We start from the raw sequence: 15398 nt of genomic DNA, 5'->3' as shown, positions 1-15398 counted from the left end.
CTTTAGAAGTTGTAATAAAGGCTGAAGCTGATATTTTCGCCATTGAGGTCAAAACCATATTCAGTGCCTTTTGTATTCTCTACATTATTTTTTGCTTGCTCCCATCCCAAGAAACCTACATGAGAAACAAACGAAAGACGCTCGCTCAAGTTAACGGCTACACCAGGACGCAAACCTACTGACCATATATCAAGGTCACGGTCTTTATTACCATAACCATGTGCATAGCCGAAACCACCGTCAACAAACAAGTTAATAAACTTGGTGTGAACAGGAGTAAAACGAGCGTAAGGATTAACTGCAACAGTCTTATCTCCACCTTTCGTTGCACCAGACCAACCGAAAACCATACCTACAGCCCAGTTGTCATTGAGGTTATAACCTACTTCAGGGAGGAATTTGTAAGTGGTATACGTAGTTTTACCATCGTCATTACTCTTGACTGAAAAACCACCACCAACATAAACTTGTGCATTTGCACTAATGGCCAAGCCTAAAGCTGCAACCATTGTCATTAAAATCTTTTTCATACTCTCTTATTTTTTATCCTAAAAATGTAATTAAATCGGGGACAAAGGTAAAGAACTTTCATCACACAAACAAAATCTTTCGCGTTAAAAAAACTAACATCATGTTCTCATGACTCACCTAAGTTGCGCGCAAATAAAGGGTTTCCTGCTGGTTTCTGCCCGCCATAGCGAGCGCTCTTGCTGCGCTTCATTTCGTCGATTGCCACTTTCTTTCTACCTTTGCACCATGAAAACCGTTTTTATTCCTATTGTCTTGCTGCTCATGTGTGCAGGTTGTGGCTATGTGGGTCGGCGCATGTGGCTGCTTCTTCCGGTGGATAACGCCTATAAAATGGTGGTGGTGGGACTATTGTTGGCTACGCTCGTGTGCTTCTTTTTCAATTTCATCGTGGGCTTAGATCGTTTCTCTCTTCCTGTGGCACGCGTGTTCTACGAGGTTGGAGGTTCGTCCATCTTCATCCTGCTTTATCTTGCGATGCTCTTCCTTGCGTTAGACTTAGGGCGACTCTTCGGCCTTGTTCCTTCAACATTTTTACGTCACAGTGTGCCTGGAACGCTCTTCGTTTTCGGTTTCATCGGTGCCCTTTTCACCTACGGTTATGTGCACTATTATCACAAGGTGCGCGTGGAGATTGTCCTCCCATCACGCAAGCCGCTCCCCCAACCCAGCAAATTTGTGCTGTTGAGCGATATGCACTTGGGCTATCACAACACGCGCCACGACTTGGCAAAATGGGTGGATTTCATCAATGCCGAGCATCCCGATGCGGTGCTCATTGCGGGTGATATTGTCGATTTCAGCATTCAACCGTTGCTCAAAGCGGGGATGGCAGCCGAATTTCGACGCCTCAATGCGCCCGTTTATGCCTGCTTGGGCAACCATGATTACTATGCAGGCGAGGAAAACAGCGAACGGTTTTATCGCGAGGCGGGCATCCATTTGCTGCGCGACACAGCCGTAGCTATCGGAAAAGGCATTACGCTGGTGGGCCGGGACGACCGCACAAACACGCATCGTAAGCCCTTAAACGAGATGATGAAAACGGTGGATGGCACGCAGTACACCATTCTGCTCGACCATCAACCCTATCATTTGGAGGCTGCAGAGCGCCAGCATGTGGACTTTCAATTCAGTGGACACACGCACAATGGGCAGGTGTGGCCCATCAATTGGATTGAAAGTGCCATCTACGAAAAGGCTTATGGAAGGCTGACAAAGGGTGAAACGCACTATTATGTGTCGAGTGGTATAGGCATTTGGGGCGGGAAATTCCGCATTGGTACACAGTCGGAATATGTCGTGTTGACCCTTCAATAGCCCGCGACGAGCACACCTTGCGACCGCGGCGAACAAGCGTTTTGGGTGGTTAGCGGCGCAAAATGTAATCGCGACACTCCTCCATGAGCCATTTGGGCGTGCTCGTAGCTCCACAGATACCCACGGTTTTTGCTCTGTCAAACCAGCGCATATCAATCTCTTCGGCGCTCTCCACCTGATAACTATGCGGGTTCACCTGCAAACATTCGTGGAACAGCACCTTGCCATTCGAGCTTTTTCGCCCCGCCACAAACAGTACTACGTCGTGGCGTGTGGCAAAGTTGGCGATGTTGGGCATGCGATTGGCCACCTGACGGCAGATGGTGTCGAAGCTCTGGAAAGTGGCGTTGGGCGAGATGTGGGTTTGAATATAGTCGATGATGTGGTGGAACTCGTCCAAGCTCTTTGTGGTTTGCGAATAAAGGTAAATGCTCTTGTTGAAGTCTAATTGCTTCACATCGTCGAACTTCTCTATCACGATGGCGCGGCTTTTTGTTTGCCCCACGAGCCCCAACACTTCGGCATGGCCATTCTTTCCGAAGATAACCAGCTGTGTGTCGCTCGGCATGTTGTTGAGCGTTGCGGCCACACTGTTTTCATATTGTCGCTTGATGCGCTTCTGCAACTGCAACACCACGGGGCACGTAGCATCGATAATCTCAATGTTGTTTTTCGCAGCGATGGCATAGGTTTCGGGCGGTTCGCCATGTGCTCTCAGCAACACTTTGGCATTGTGCAACGTCTTTAATTGTTCGTGGTTGATGGTGATGAGTCCGCGTTGCGACAGCCGTTCCACCTCCATGCTGTTGTGCACAATGTCGCCTAAGCAATAAAGTGTGCCGCCCTTCGCCAGCTCCTCCTCGGCTTTCTTGATGGCTGTGGTCACGCCAAAACAGAAACCACTACCGTTATCGATTTCGATTTGTAACATCTATCCTACTTTAATTTTCACCATCACCTTGCCCTTCTTGGGGTCGTTGGTAATCATCAGCACGCGCGGCGCACGCCGATTGCCCTGCATTTGGTCGGCAATGGCCGTCACTTTCAGGCGAGCACGCGTGCCAGGAACAATCGTTGTCTTGTCCAACGACACCTCTAAACCGTTGCCCAAAAGCTGCAAACTGCGAATCTCCAATGGCGACCGGCCTAAGTTTTCAATCTCTATCTCGCCACGCAACTGCTTCTTTCCGCCAAATGTTCCTAAGTCGAGGCTGTCGGCCGAAAGCAACATTTGGGGTGCTTGCGCCTGTTGTTGTGCCGTCATGTCCTGGAAAGCGGGCAGCAATATGGCCGACACCTTAATCCGTTTCTCATCAGAAACTTTGTCGCCGGGACGCATACCCAAATAGATATCCGTGGTGGTGAGCCCAAAATCGCGCAGCTCGCGCGAGTCAAGGGTGATGGTGGCCACCCCCGAACGATGGGGACGCAGCTGCGAAGGCGACAGCTCGCCCGAAAGATAGTTGGGCAGATGCATGAGCACCGGCTGCAACGTTTCGTTGGAGTTGTTGAAGAGATAGAGTTTGACGGTGGGGCGATCGCCACGATTGACATTGTCAAACTCAATATCAACATCGTTCACTTTCAGTTCACCCAGCGTGTAAGGATAGTCTCCGGTATAGTCTTTCAATTCGCGCACCACCACCCCTTGCAGCGTCAACAGCAAGGGTTCCTTGCTCGCATTGCTGTAAACGGCCAACTGTTTGTGGAAATGTCCCAGCGTCTTAGCATCATAAACGGCTTCGATTTTAAACTCTTTGCCCATGCCCACCGACGTGGGATAGTTGACCGTTGTGCACCCGCAACTCGTGCGAACCTCACTAATCTTCAGCGTTCTCAATCCTTTGTTCTTCAATGAGAACGAGGCCTTCACGGGGTGATTATACAACACTTGTCCCACCCGCATCACCTCTTGTGTGCTGCTGATGCGCTGGGCTTGCAAGGTGGTTGCGCCCAGCAGCATCGCCAATAATAAAGTTTTTCTGTTATTCATTCGTTAGTTTTATTGCGCGATCACGACCGCTGAATTCCGGACTATAGGTGCACTTGGCCGTGCAAATGCCACTGTTGTACTCACCTTTGCGGTCGACATAATATTCCGTTTCTATCACATGCTTTCCTTTATTCAACTGATCGAAGAAATAGCGCGTCTGCTTGTCGCCGGGCATATAGTAATAACCCCAATCATAACCGCTGAGTGGGTTGACGGGTTCCAAGCAAGCGGCACGCTCATCGCTCACTTCAACGAAGTCGAAATCGTGTGAAGCCTCAAGGGTGATGCGCACTTTCACGCGGTCACCCACCTTCAACCGGTCAGCGTTCACAGCTGCTCCGTCGGTCGTGAGCACCTCACGTTTCACACGCAAACCCGTGCTCTGCGCCGTGATGTCGCGAAGGGGTTGCGTAAACTCGGCAAACACAGCCCCCCAACTCATGTCGTTCGAGGTTTTGTTCACAGTGAGGTCGCCAAAGGTTTTACCCGTCTTCTCGGCCGTCGCCACCGCTGTTTTCGAGGTACCTATGGTCATTTCCAAAGGTTTCCCATCCAACATCAGTTGTGCATTTCCCGTTTCCTGCTTCAACAACTGCAGCTGCCGCGCATCCATAAACGCATAAACGGCTTCAACAGCGTTGAGGGGCGTGTCCCATTGCTGCGTGTGTTTGCTCTGCAACAACCATTGCTGCATCTCCTGAATGGTTTGCTTATCCCCCGGCGTTACGAGCCGCAATGCCTCAATGGCAGCCGTCTCGGTAGGAATGCGATAGTCAAACCACGAATATTCTGCGCGCGATGCATCATAATAGCGTCCCATTTCGGGCGTGCAAACACTATATTGTTTCAAACTCTTGATATGCTGTTTGGCCAAAGCCGTGTTGCCATTGCGCGCCAAAACCACCGCCATCACCGCCTTGCCATAAATCGAAAACAGGTTATGTTGTTTGGCCACAAGCTGCAAAAGATATTGCTCATCAGGCGTCGTGAGTTTGCCTTTCTGCAACGAAGCGATATAGAGATATTGCAACAGTTCCTCGTCAGGCACAAGCTTTCCGTTCCTCCTGGCTTCAGCTTTGCGCAATTCTGCCACCTGCTTCTTCACTTCTTGCGCCAAAAAGCGCATCGCATTTTTCAGCAAGGCTTGTGTAGCCGTTTGTTCATTCAATAGGAAATTCAGTCGTTGCAGCATCTTAGCCACCGACAAGGTCACATAGAACGAGCCGCGCATGCCGGGCATCCAGGCCAACGAACCGTCGGCGTTTTGCAGCTGACGCAAGCCAAACAGCGCCTCTTCCTGATAGCGTTTCATGGCAGCGATGGAGTCGGTTTGTCCCACTTTCTGCAGCATGGCTATCGACAAAGTGTTGGCAAAATATTTGGCAGCCAATGCAATGGCATCTGTGGGATCCGCCGAAGCGACTGACGGTAACGCCTCAATCATGAGCCAAGCAGGGTGGTTGGTATATTTCACGAGCAAGTGGTTATCTGCCCGTTTCACAGGGAAGAGGGCATCTAAAGCGATGGTCTTCGTGCCCGCCTGCGTTTGCATGAACGCCACAGTGTTGACAACCTTTGCTTCATCCGACAGAATCGGCAGCAAATGCTGTTCGCCATCACTGAAAGTAGCGCCAGAAACCGTCATGCGACAAATCACGGCATCGCCCATAAAGCCTGCTGCTTTCAACTGTTCGGGCGCAAAAACAAAGGCTGCTTCCTGCGTTTCGTTGGGTTGCAAGTTGAGTGTTTTCTGCTCCGAAAGCAACAACTTCTCGGTGGCGGCATCCAAAAGTTGCATCGTCACCTGTGCCGAAAGCATTTGCGAGGTGGTGTTCACCACGCGATTAGACAGTGTAGCCCTGTCGCCCATACGCACAAAACGGGGCAGATTGGGCATAATCATAACATCTTTTTTCGCCTCGGTTACACCAGCAATCACTGCGCTCTGCATGTCTTTATCATGCGCATAACCCAAGAAGTTCCAAGTGGTCACGCTCTCGGGCAAGGTGAACTTCAACGTGAAATTGCCCTTGCCGTCAGCCATCAGTGCAGGGAAAAAGAAAGCCGTTTCGTGCAAATTCTTGCGCACCGATACCGCAGATGCTACTGGTTTTCGCTGCTCTGATGCCACTTGTACGCCGCTTGCGGATCCTGTTAATGACACTTTTTGCTCGGCGAGGCCCGTAACAACCACTTCACTGAGCGCCGCACTTTCTCCTTTTAGTTCCATATCGTATTTGGGAACCGGCGCAACAAAGACTTTTGCCGCACGAGCGCCATATATACGAGCTCTATTCTGCATATCAAAACCATTGAAGTCGCCAATATGGGTGAACTGAAGTGCATTCACACGCAGGGGCTTAAAGGGTCGTTCGCTATAGAAATTCATCTGTGGCGACCACAGATTATTCCACATGGAAGAAGGAGTATCGAGTTGGAAGTTAATACCTGTCTCCCACGTATGCTGGCTGAAAGCATCAAGACTGGCATCATAGAGGGTAGCCACCAACTGGGCTTGCACGGGCTTTCCATGCTTATCGCTCACGTGAAGCGTCCAGGTTTCTTGTTGTCCGGGCATCAAACGATTGCGGAAAGTAGTCCATTTCAACTGCAAATCCATCGTGGGCATGGGACGCCTGATGGTTGTTTCATGGCGATAGAGCACCCCATCTTTGACCCATGCATAAACCAATCGCAGCCCATCCTTATAAGCGTCTTGATAGGTTAGCGCACGTGTCTTCACTTCGTTGCTCAACGACAACTGCCCACTTTCGAGCACTTTATCGCCAGCCAACACGCTATAATACACCGTCACCTGCGAATCACGGCTACCCACCTGCACATAGACAGGCTTGCCATCGGCAGGAAATTGCGTGGCCGAACCATAGAACCAATCGGGCGTATCTGCAACCATCGTTTTATCCTTGACATCAAACAACACGAACGAGCGGCGCAAAGTGTCACCCTCGCACACGGCTTCTATGGTGTGTTTGCCATTCTTCAGTGTCGACAAGGGCAAGGTAACCGGCTTATTGGCAGCGACGGTGTAACGGGTGTCATCCAACTGATAGTTTACCGTGGCATCGACCTTTTCTCCCGCTAAGTTGAGATACTGAAAGGTGATGGGCTTCAGGCTGTCGCGCTCTATGCGCTCAGCCATGGCAAAACGGAACACCCCTTTGCGATTGCTCAACGGCAGTTGCATGTCGGCTTCGTGGCTCTCGCCAGCCTGATCGGTAACAGTTGCATGCAGCTCATAGTTGTAATAACGGGGCAAGGTGGTTTCGCTTTCAGGCAAATGCAAGGGCAACTGGAAACTGAAACGTCCCTCTGCATCGGTCTCAACCGTATCTTTCAAAACGTCTTTTGCCATTCGACTTGCGACGCGCCACCAAAAATAATTGGGACGGAGTGTGGCTTCATATTTCACTTTTGCATGCTGCACAGGCACCCCGGCATAGCTCTTTGCCACCCCTTCAATGCGAATGGTGTCACCATCGGCATAGTGTTGCTTATAAGGAGTGAACGCCACATAGAAGTTGGGACGCTTATATTCGTCGACCACAATCGTGTAACTATCGCCATCATTGGCCGATAGGCTATATTCACCTGTCTTGCCTTCTTTCGGAAGGTCTATCGTTGCCTGTGCCGTTCCATACGCATCGGTATGCAGAGTCAACACTTTTACCGCATCGCCTTCGTCATTTTCCAACGACAATATCACCTCCTTTTGGGCATCGACATGTGCCTTTTTGGCTTTATCGTCGCGTGTAAAAGCCACCACACTCACCTGCACTCGTTGGCCGGGGCGATAGATTTTGCGATCGGTGAACACCATGTAGTTCTCTTCCTTGTAGGCATCTTTTTCCTTATCCTCATAGCTCTCGCCTTCTGAATAATAGGAGTTATCAAGTGTTGTCAAAGCAAAATTATCATCGTTTGTAAAGGCACGATAGCCACTTACATAGTCGTTTTTGCCATATTGCAGCATCGCTTCGCCCTTTTTATCGGCGGTGAGCACCAGCTTTCGATCTTTGTTTGCACCATTGCTCGAAACAATATCAACACTAATTTTCGCTCCCGGCACGGGATTTCCAGTGGTAGCATTCACCGCAACGAGGCGCATTTGGTCGTTAGGCAATTCGAGTGCTAACACACGCAGGTTGGAAACGTGGAGCAATCCACGCGCTGGCGGCACGTCTTTGTCCTCGGTTTTAAACTCAACCAAATAGACACCTTGTTTCAAAGGAGCCAGCGTCATCGAGTCGGCCACCACTTTATAAGGTGCATTGCCCACGTAACGATGGGTTTGCGACACGGCTGTCTCGGGCAACAACAGGCGCTGTAGAACGGCATAATCCTTCGTGTTTTCGGGATTAAGCTTTGTGCCCTCGGTTAGACGCAAGCGCGTTACGGTCATCGTGAGCGAAGGAATGTTGGTGATTTGCATCACCTTTATTTGATGCTTCACACCCGGACGAATCTCCTTTTTACCGAAATTCACTAAGAACGACGGCAGGGTGAGCCGGCTTTGCTTGTTGCGCAGCACATTCATACGCGGCCATTCGCCCCATTTTTGCAAGGCGTAATTCAAATAACTCATCTTTTCACGGGCGGGCACATCATTGGCTCCGTCCATAAATTCATATCGGGCAATGGCCAATTCGCCTGCAATGGGTAGGTCGCCATAGCGCGAAATGAGCGAGTCTAACCGCTGCAGATAGACCGATTTCCGCGCCAACGACGACGCATTATTTTCCGTTTGTCTCAACAACTGCAACGCCACATAGCACGCGGCACTGCGATTATCGTGGGCATCATACCACCGATGCAGCGTGGCATAATCGCCCACTTCCATGCCGATGACATGCAACAAATCGTTGTTGAAATATTTACTGTCGACCCCTTCAACCAACAAAGGCACATAATCAGTCGCCTTTGTGCCAGCCAAAACGGCAGGGTTGGTCATCGCCAAAAGCTTATAACGATTGGCTACTGCCATCGAATCACTGTTCCAACGATGAGCCTCATAATAGCCTTTATACAACAAGCAGTTGTAAACGGCTGCCAAAGCCTTGTCGTTTTGCGCGGCACGCTGAGCCGAAACCTTAAACGACTGCAACTGCGAGGCTAAAGAGTCGGGTGAAATCTCGTCCCACGCCGCCATCAAAGACAGCTGTGCTTTCAGCAGATTGCCATACGACTTCTCGGCCTTAGCCTTGGTAACAATCTTTTGTAATGTGTTAATAGCCGAGCGTGGTTGCCCTTTCGCTTGCCATTGTTCAACTTGCTTCCACAACGTGGTGTAACCATTTGCCTGTGCCATGAGCGGCAAAAACAAAAGGGAAAGCATCCATACCGTAAACTTCTTCATATCGCTTTGTCTTTTCGTTTCATTCCATCTGCTACGAGCGCGCATCAACATGTGGTTTCAATTGATCCGAGAGATGGTTGCAAGGAGCCAACAACGCACCGTACATCGCTACGCATCACACCGGAAAATTTAGCTCACCCGTACGCTTTTCCATGCAAAGATAATGTTTTTCCCGCATATCTTTATTAGAATAAGGTGTTTTATTCATCGGTGACCCCAAGCATACTCATCTCGACGGCCTGCCATGTAAATGGTAACGAATACGGAATGCAAATCAAATCTCGCATGTTTTACACGACAACTCCTATTATTTTGTGCCGAAAAATGCACCATATTGCGGCGTAATATGGATGAGATTATTTTGCAAAAACGGCGAAATAATTCTTGATAGGCTCATTACTTCTCCCTATCATCTATCCATTACGCTATTCTTCTAAACTTTTTCTCTAAAATATTTTGAGTGAACAAGAAAAAGTATTAAATTCGCCATTGTTAACAAAAATCATTGAATTAACGGATTATTGACATTATGATGTATTCTAACCTAAAGTGTATTGCACTTGCCATTATGCTTTTTATGACGCTCTCATCATTCGGACAGCGACAGATCAAATATGTATATGATGGCGCAGGCAACCGTATTAAACGTATGGGGTTTGTGGATAGTATTCCCAAATATGCGCAATCATCACCATTATCACCCTCACCCAGCCTCATCATAGCGGGAGAAAAGGACCCTAATATCCTCGTTTCTACAGATGTTACAGGAACAAGCATACGGCTAAAATCGTAAATAAGATAAAAAACATTAAAGGAAATATAGGTATCTATACCCATCAAGGTTTCACTATACTCACCAAAATGTTAACAGAACGGCAGACAAACATTGACATAAACAGTTTACGCGCCGGCATTTATATACTACGTGTCACTTTAAAAGAAAATTCATACTCATGGAAAATTATCAAGAAATAAAGAAAACTCGTTTTATACAACAATTGAGTTGGATACTCTGTCTTTTTATCATCCCTATGCTTTGCCATGCAGGTGCTTTGGAACACCAATGTGCCATGATAGCAAAAGCGACAGCCTTGGATGATGTAGTAGCAGAGGATATTACGAAAAGAATTCCAGTTTCTGATGATCATAAGGACATCAAAAAAGATATTTATACACTTGGAAAAGTTACACACCCATTAAAACCGATACCAAATGAACCTCCTACAACGCCACCTTTGCATCCCAATCCGCCCACATCGCCAAGAGCCCAATCCCCCTATTCAGTAGGAACGCCAAAAGGTGCATTGTCGGTGAATGATATGGGAGCAGCCATCTACAATTTGAAAATTGATTTACCAAGTGATGGTGGTTTGACGCCCGAGATTGGATTAGCCTACAATAGTCAGCAAGCAGGCTATGGTATAACATCAGTTAATAGATTTATTTATGTATCTGGGAGACGTATTCAATACACTGTTTATAAACGCTATCAGAATGGCAGAGAGATTTATAATGTAGGGAGGATACATGAGAAGTAACAGAAAACTATTCAAAGGAGAAATTGATCTGATAGAATATCTTGCAGCAGAAGCAGGTTATCCACTGCATAAAGGTTGGAATGAAACTATAAGAGCATATCCTATCACAAAAGATAGAATTGGGACTATTGCACTTTTAATAAATGGCGACAAAGTAAATCTCCAGCAAGAATCTTTTGATATTGCGAGTTGTAAATTTATAGATGAAGACAATGTCGAAGTTGTTGCTTATCTTTTGGTTGATATGAATAAAATATTATGTGAGTTAGATTTATGGAAAGTAGACGACAGCCCTATTATAAAAATTCCTTCAAAGGAATATTTTAATAAGGTTCCGCTCATAGAGTAACAACTCTCTATGCTAACGGGATATACCTAACTATAAAATATTAATAGGAAACTGTTATATTTAGTATAAGCAATGCTGCAAAATTACAGTAAATTGGTCTGCAACGGGGTTATACGGGGCATGAAATGTTGAATGATTTCGACATCATCAACATGAATGGACGCCTCTATGACCCAGTACTTGGCCGCTTCCTTAGTCCCGATAACTTTGTGCAAATGCCCGATAACGCACAGAGTTATAACCGATATAGCTATTGCTTAAATAACCCATTGAAGTGTACCGATCCATCAGGTGAAGCCTTTGTCATTGATAATACAACTATCGCCTTTACCCTCTTTAGCGTGACAAGCAGCATGATGCAGGCGGCAGCTACAAGTGGAAACGTTTGGAAAGCAGGTGCTGCTATTGGAGTTTGGTTTGGAGGAGGCGGATTTCTACCTGGTGCTATAATCGGCGGTGCAATCGGTAGTATTGCAGGTTCTTTTGGAGGTAGCTGGATAGGAACAGGCGCTGTGGATGGCTTATATGGAAGATAAACGTTTTATATGTTATGAATAGAAGTAGGTTTGCATATTTTTTAAATGCAGTACATTATTGTATATGGTTAAATGATATAAAGTTTGGAGACTTTATAGGGCGTATTGTTGATGTAGTATTATCACCCATTCCCAAGCTCTTTTTTACAAAAAAATATAGAAAGAAATACGAAAGCCGCTTGCCACAGGCACAAAAAATAATGAATAAGTTTTACTATGATAAAGAAGTGGGCTACCATATCGGTTGGGCACACCATTGGTTTGGATATTTTTATTCGTGTTATTCTGCAGTTTTATCATTTATTATATTTGGGATTATATTACATTTTTGGGGAATGATAAATCAGTTTGTAATTTTATTCTTCATGGGCATCCCCATATTTATATGTTTCATACCTGCAGACAAAGCCGTCTTTTCAAATGATATTTACCTGAAATATTTCAAAGAATTTGAGAAAGAGGATGAACAATGGCATAAAAAGTGGAAACGAAGAACATGGCTATTTTGTATAGGAGGGTGCCTTATGACAATAGTGGGTATCGCTTGCATGTGGGTAGTACTATTAATGTGAAGCCTTCGAAAACCGTCTTTAATATATGAATTATTCATGTATCGATTTCAAAACCCATGGCAAGTTTTGGACAGAAACATGGGCTAATTACTTGTCGAAGAATTATTTTGGAACAAAGTGGTTGGGAGGAACTGAATATATTGCACAAAAGATAAGTAAGTTTAATTGGTTTCGAATAAAACTTGTTCAAATACAAGGATTATTAAGATATTTTCCGCGTGGTATGTTTTAGATGAATTAATAATATGAACATATTACTTCATACAACTTTCAAAAATATGAGGAGATACAAAATCGTGTTTTTTATAGGGACTATTAACTGTTTGATGTTCTCATGTATACCCATTATTCATATAAAATATATTGCTGACTTTCAGAATTTAACGCAAGATACATTGATAATAGGTGCATCTAACTATAACAATATTGATAGTATGAAGAATTTTTTGTGGTCAGGATATGATATTTTAAATCATAATAAATTTGTTATAAAGGATTCAATATGGAAGGGATTTGAGATGTATAAATATATTATTCTTCCAGATTCTATATGTGGAATTAATGAAGATTTTTTGTTTAGTCAAAACAATGATACATGCTATTTCTTTCTTATTAGGTTGCATGATGCCAAGCACTACACATTCGATGAGATACATCTTAAAAAACTATATAACACTTGGCCTGTTATAAAAGATAAGAATGGAGAGTTTGATAGGAACATTAAAAAGAAGATTGAATGAAATTAAAAAATGTCATTAGTTGTATCTTGCTTTCAATATGTTATTCTTGCATAATGGACACAAAAGAAGCTTGGTTCATTAAAAATAGAACTAAAGACACTTTACTCATGACCCTATCTCAAGTAGATACACTTCCTGATTGGCAATTATGGAATAAAGATTTATGGAAAATAGTACAAGCAGATCGTAGCAGTAGGGAAGAAACGGCATTCCAAATTGCTACTATTGGCAATATTGCACTTCCTGATTCTTTTGTATATGTTAATTCTGATAATTTTCTCTATCAGGATACATGCTATCTTTTTACTATCGAATGGAGAATGGCCAAACGTTATTCGATGAATGAGATTCACTCAAAAAGGCTCTATAGGAGACAAGATGTAACAAAAAAAGACTTTCATCATAATATGTTTGTATATACAAAAGTAAAATCTCTTCAAGGACATTAATATATGGTTGAAAGTCAGTATTACACTTCTCAAATCAGAGGTAATATAGTTGTTACTAACAATTTATGGGTTCTTATACTATTTGTCAATGAAAAGGGCGAAAAAGTGTTTGAATATCGCAGGTTCTTTTGGAGGTAGCTGGATAGGAACAGGTGCTGTGGATGGCCTATATGGAAGATAAACGTTTTATATGGTATGAATAGAAGTAGGTTTGCATATTTTTTAAATGCTATACATTATTGTATATGGTTAAATGATATAAAGTTTGGAGACTTTATAGGGCGCATTGTTGATGTAGTATTATCACCCATTCCCAAGCTCTTTTTTACAAAGAAATATAGAAAGAAATATGAAAGCCGCTTGCCACAGGCACAAAAAATAAAAAAAAGAATTTTCTATGATAGAGAGACAGGCTACCATATCAGTTGGGCAAATCATTGGTTTGGATATTTTTATTCAGGATATCCCGTGGTTTTGTCATTTATCCTGTCGGGTATTGTTTTCCGCTATTGGGGAATGGTTAATAAGATTATAATTTTGTGTATTATAGGTATTCCCATACTTATATGTTATATTCCAGCCTATAAAGCCGTCTTTTCAAATGATATTTACCTGAAATATTTCAAAGAATTTGAGAAAGAGGATGAACAATGGCATAAAAAGTGGAAACGAAGGACATGGCTATTTTGTATAGGAGGGTGCCTCATGACAATAGTGGGTATCGCTTGCATGTGGGTAGTAATTAATGTGAAGCCTTCGAAAACGGCCTTTAATATATGAATTATTCATGTATCGATTTCAAAACCAATGTAGGAAACTACAATTATGAAGATGCTTCTCACCCACATGCCGTGAGTGAAGTGGAGAATATGGAGAACAAAATCCCCTCTGCGCCACTGACAACGAAGTATAACGAATGGGGAATTTGAGATGCATAAATATATTATTCTTCCAGATTCTATATGTGGAATTAATGAAGATTTTTTGTTTAGTCAAAACAATGATACATGCTATTTCTTTCTTATTAGGTTGCGTGATGCCAAACACTATACATTCGATGAGATACATTAGACTATATAACACTTGGCCTGTTATAAAAGATAAGAATGGAGAGTTTGATAGGAAACATTAAAAAGAAGATCGAATGAAATTAAATATACTATTTTTCAAAGAAAAGGGCGAAAAAGTGTTTGAATATTGCTGGTTCTTTTGGAGGTAGCCGGATAGGAACAGGCGCTGTGGATGGCTTATATGGAAGATAAACGTTTTATATGGTATGAATAGAAGTAGGTTTGCATATTTTTTAAATGCTATACATTACTGTATATGGTTAAATGATATAAAGTTAGGAGTCTTTTTAAGAAAGTTCTCAAGTGCTTTTATTTCCCTTGTGCTTACAATCTGTTTCACAAAGAAATTCAAAAGAAGACAGGAGGAACGCATGGCAAAAATGCAAAAAATAATGAATAAGTTTTACTATGATAAAGAAGTGGGCTACCATATCGGTTGGGCAAATCATTGGTTTGGATATTTTTATTCAGGATATCCCGTGGTTTTGTCATTTATCCTGTCGGGTATTGTTTTCCGCTATTGGGGAATGGTTAATAAGATTATAATTTTGTGTATTATAGGTATTCCCATACTTATATGTTATATTCCAGCCTATAAAGCCGTCTTTTCAAATGATATTTACCTGAAATATTTCAAAGAATTTGAGAAAGAGGATGAACAATGGCATAAAAAATGGAAACGAAGAACATGGCTATTTTGTATAGGAGGGTGCCTTATGACAATAGTGGGTATCGCTTGTATGTGGGTAGTACTATTAATGTGAGGCCTTCGAAAACGGCCTTTAATATATGAATTATTCATGTATCGATTTCAAAACCAATGTAGGAAACTTGGGAAATGATAAAATTGTGTTGGTTATCCCAAATGGAGCGGGCGTTTGTACTACCGCCGTACATGCTTCTTATTGTGTTGTTAATCCTGAATAAAG

15 protein-coding genes are annotated in these 15398 nt (G+C 44.0%); 11 read left to right on the top strand and 4 right to left on the bottom strand.

The annotated features are described in order from the left end of the window. Positions 1-2: 2 nt before the first annotated feature. Positions 3-530, bottom strand: a complete 528-nt coding sequence (locus HMPREF9431_RS11390) for an outer membrane beta-barrel protein (RefSeq protein WP_004381467.1) — start codon at positions 528-530, stop codon at positions 3-5. Positions 531-756: 226 nt separating this feature from the next. Between HMPREF9431_RS11390 and HMPREF9431_RS11385 the strand changes: the two genes are divergently transcribed. Next, entirely contained in the window at positions 757-1848 is a 1092-nt protein-coding gene (locus HMPREF9431_RS11385; RefSeq protein ID WP_040561634.1) for a metallophosphoesterase, read from the top strand. 49 nt (positions 1849-1897) lie between these two features. Here HMPREF9431_RS11385 and HMPREF9431_RS11380 read toward each other — a convergent pair whose 3' ends face one another. Genes HMPREF9431_RS11380 through HMPREF9431_RS11370 form a run of 3 tightly spaced genes read right to left on the bottom strand, consistent with a single transcriptional unit; the run spans position 1898 to position 9215 of the window. Continuing rightward, on the bottom strand, positions 1898-2779 hold the full coding sequence (locus HMPREF9431_RS11380; RefSeq protein ID WP_004381463.1) for a 4-hydroxy-3-methylbut-2-enyl diphosphate reductase: 882 nt from the start codon (positions 2777-2779) through the stop codon (positions 1898-1900). After that, on the bottom strand, positions 2780-3841 hold the full coding sequence (locus tag HMPREF9431_RS11375; RefSeq protein WP_040561632.1) for a DUF1573 domain-containing protein: 1062 nt from the start codon (positions 3839-3841) through the stop codon (positions 2780-2782). Then, positions 3834-9215 (bottom strand): alpha-2-macroglobulin family protein, encoded by a 5382-nt coding sequence (locus HMPREF9431_RS11370; RefSeq protein ID WP_004381460.1) that lies wholly within the window; start codon positions 9213-9215, stop codon positions 3834-3836. Before HMPREF9431_RS11370 ends, HMPREF9431_RS11375 begins: the two co-directional genes overlap by 8 nt. Positions 9216-10001: 786 nt before the next feature. On the opposite strand from HMPREF9431_RS11370, the gene HMPREF9431_RS13720 reads away from it, so the two are divergent. From HMPREF9431_RS13720 to HMPREF9431_RS11330, 10 genes are all read left to right on the top strand, one after another. After that, positions 10002-10190 (top strand): T9SS type A sorting domain-containing protein, encoded by a 189-nt coding sequence (locus HMPREF9431_RS13720; protein WP_081463340.1) that lies wholly within the window; start codon positions 10002-10004, stop codon positions 10188-10190. Continuing rightward, positions 10169-10753 carry a hypothetical protein gene (locus HMPREF9431_RS11365; protein ID WP_004381458.1) on the top strand — a complete coding sequence of 195 codons (585 nt, stop codon included), beginning with the start codon at positions 10169-10171 and terminating at the stop codon, positions 10751-10753. The genes HMPREF9431_RS13720 and HMPREF9431_RS11365 overlap by 22 nt, the downstream gene beginning before the upstream one ends. Continuing rightward, entirely contained in the window at positions 10743-11102 is a 360-nt protein-coding gene (locus tag HMPREF9431_RS11360; protein ID WP_004381457.1) for a DUF6984 family protein, read from the top strand. Before HMPREF9431_RS11365 ends, HMPREF9431_RS11360 begins: the two co-directional genes overlap by 11 nt. A gap of 125 nt (positions 11103-11227) precedes the next feature. Continuing rightward, the gene (locus HMPREF9431_RS13715) at positions 11228-11638 is read left to right on the top strand and encodes an RHS repeat domain-containing protein (RefSeq protein ID WP_004381456.1); all 411 of its coding nucleotides are present in this window, start codon (positions 11228-11230) and stop codon (positions 11636-11638) included. Positions 11639-11652: 14 nt separating this feature from the next. Beyond that, a complete protein-coding gene (locus tag HMPREF9431_RS11350; RefSeq protein ID WP_004381455.1) occupies positions 11653-12210 on the top strand; it encodes a hypothetical protein in 558 nt (185 codons plus the stop codon). 434 nt (positions 12211-12644) lie between these two features. Further along, positions 12645-12950 carry a hypothetical protein gene (locus tag HMPREF9431_RS13045; protein WP_155813029.1) on the top strand — a complete coding sequence of 102 codons (306 nt, stop codon included), beginning with the start codon at positions 12645-12647 and terminating at the stop codon, positions 12948-12950. Then, the gene (locus HMPREF9431_RS11340) at positions 12947-13399 is read left to right on the top strand and encodes a hypothetical protein (RefSeq protein ID WP_004381452.1); all 453 of its coding nucleotides are present in this window, start codon (positions 12947-12949) and stop codon (positions 13397-13399) included. Before HMPREF9431_RS13045 ends, HMPREF9431_RS11340 begins: the two co-directional genes overlap by 4 nt. A 195-nt stretch (positions 13400-13594) precedes the next feature. Then, the gene (locus HMPREF9431_RS11335; RefSeq protein WP_004381450.1) at positions 13595-14179 is read left to right on the top strand and encodes a hypothetical protein; all 585 of its coding nucleotides are present in this window, start codon (positions 13595-13597) and stop codon (positions 14177-14179) included. After that, complete coding sequence (locus HMPREF9431_RS13040) at positions 14176-14328, top strand: hypothetical protein (RefSeq protein WP_004381449.1); 153 nt, start codon at positions 14176-14178, stop codon at positions 14326-14328. The genes HMPREF9431_RS11335 and HMPREF9431_RS13040 overlap by 4 nt, the downstream gene beginning before the upstream one ends. Before the next feature lie 347 nt (positions 14329-14675). Further along, positions 14676-15233 carry a hypothetical protein gene (locus HMPREF9431_RS11330; RefSeq protein WP_004381448.1) on the top strand — a complete coding sequence of 186 codons (558 nt, stop codon included), beginning with the start codon at positions 14676-14678 and terminating at the stop codon, positions 15231-15233. Positions 15234-15398: the final 165 nt, after the last annotated feature.

Origin of the sequence: Segatella oulorum F0390 (genome assembly GCF_000224615.1) — a bacterium.
In the GTDB taxonomy this organism is placed as follows: domain Bacteria; phylum Bacteroidota; class Bacteroidia; order Bacteroidales; family Bacteroidaceae; genus Prevotella; species Prevotella oulorum.
The sequence above is the reverse complement of the archived record's forward strand: the minus strand, read 5'-3'. Positions and strand labels throughout refer to the sequence as shown.

Bases quoted from the DNA above. Each gene is read 5' to 3' on its own strand.
- HMPREF9431_RS11390 (WP_004381467.1), bottom strand. From the start codon at position 530: ATGAAAAAGATTTTAATGACAATGGTTGCAGCTTTAGGCTTGGCCATT.
- HMPREF9431_RS11385 (WP_040561634.1), top strand. From the start codon at position 757: ATGAAAACCGTTTTTATTCCTATTGTCTTGCTGCTCATGTGTGCAGGT.
- HMPREF9431_RS11380 (WP_004381463.1), bottom strand. From the start codon at position 2,779: ATGTTACAAATCGAAATCGATAACGGTAGTGGTTTCTGTTTTGGCGTG.
- HMPREF9431_RS11375 (WP_040561632.1), bottom strand. From the start codon at position 3,841: ATGAATAACAGAAAAACTTTATTATTGGCGATGCTGCTGGGCGCAACC.
- HMPREF9431_RS11370 (WP_004381460.1), bottom strand. From the start codon at position 9,215: ATGAAGAAGTTTACGGTATGGATGCTTTCCCTTTTGTTTTTGCCGCTC.
- HMPREF9431_RS11365 (WP_004381458.1), top strand. From the start codon at position 10,169: ATGGAAAATTATCAAGAAATAAAGAAAACTCGTTTTATACAACAATTG.
- HMPREF9431_RS11360 (WP_004381457.1), top strand. From the start codon at position 10,743: ATGAGAAGTAACAGAAAACTATTCAAAGGAGAAATTGATCTGATAGAA.
- HMPREF9431_RS13715 (WP_004381456.1), top strand. From the start codon at position 11,228: ATGTTGAATGATTTCGACATCATCAACATGAATGGACGCCTCTATGAC.
- HMPREF9431_RS11350 (WP_004381455.1), top strand. From the start codon at position 11,653: ATGAATAGAAGTAGGTTTGCATATTTTTTAAATGCAGTACATTATTGT.
- HMPREF9431_RS13045 (WP_155813029.1), top strand. From the start codon at position 12,645: ATGAAGAATTTTTTGTGGTCAGGATATGATATTTTAAATCATAATAAA.
- HMPREF9431_RS11340 (WP_004381452.1), top strand. From the start codon at position 12,947: ATGAAATTAAAAAATGTCATTAGTTGTATCTTGCTTTCAATATGTTAT.
- HMPREF9431_RS11335 (WP_004381450.1), top strand. From the start codon at position 13,595: ATGAATAGAAGTAGGTTTGCATATTTTTTAAATGCTATACATTATTGT.
- HMPREF9431_RS13040 (WP_004381449.1), top strand. From the start codon at position 14,176: ATGAATTATTCATGTATCGATTTCAAAACCAATGTAGGAAACTACAAT.
- HMPREF9431_RS11330 (WP_004381448.1), top strand. From the start codon at position 14,676: ATGAATAGAAGTAGGTTTGCATATTTTTTAAATGCTATACATTACTGT.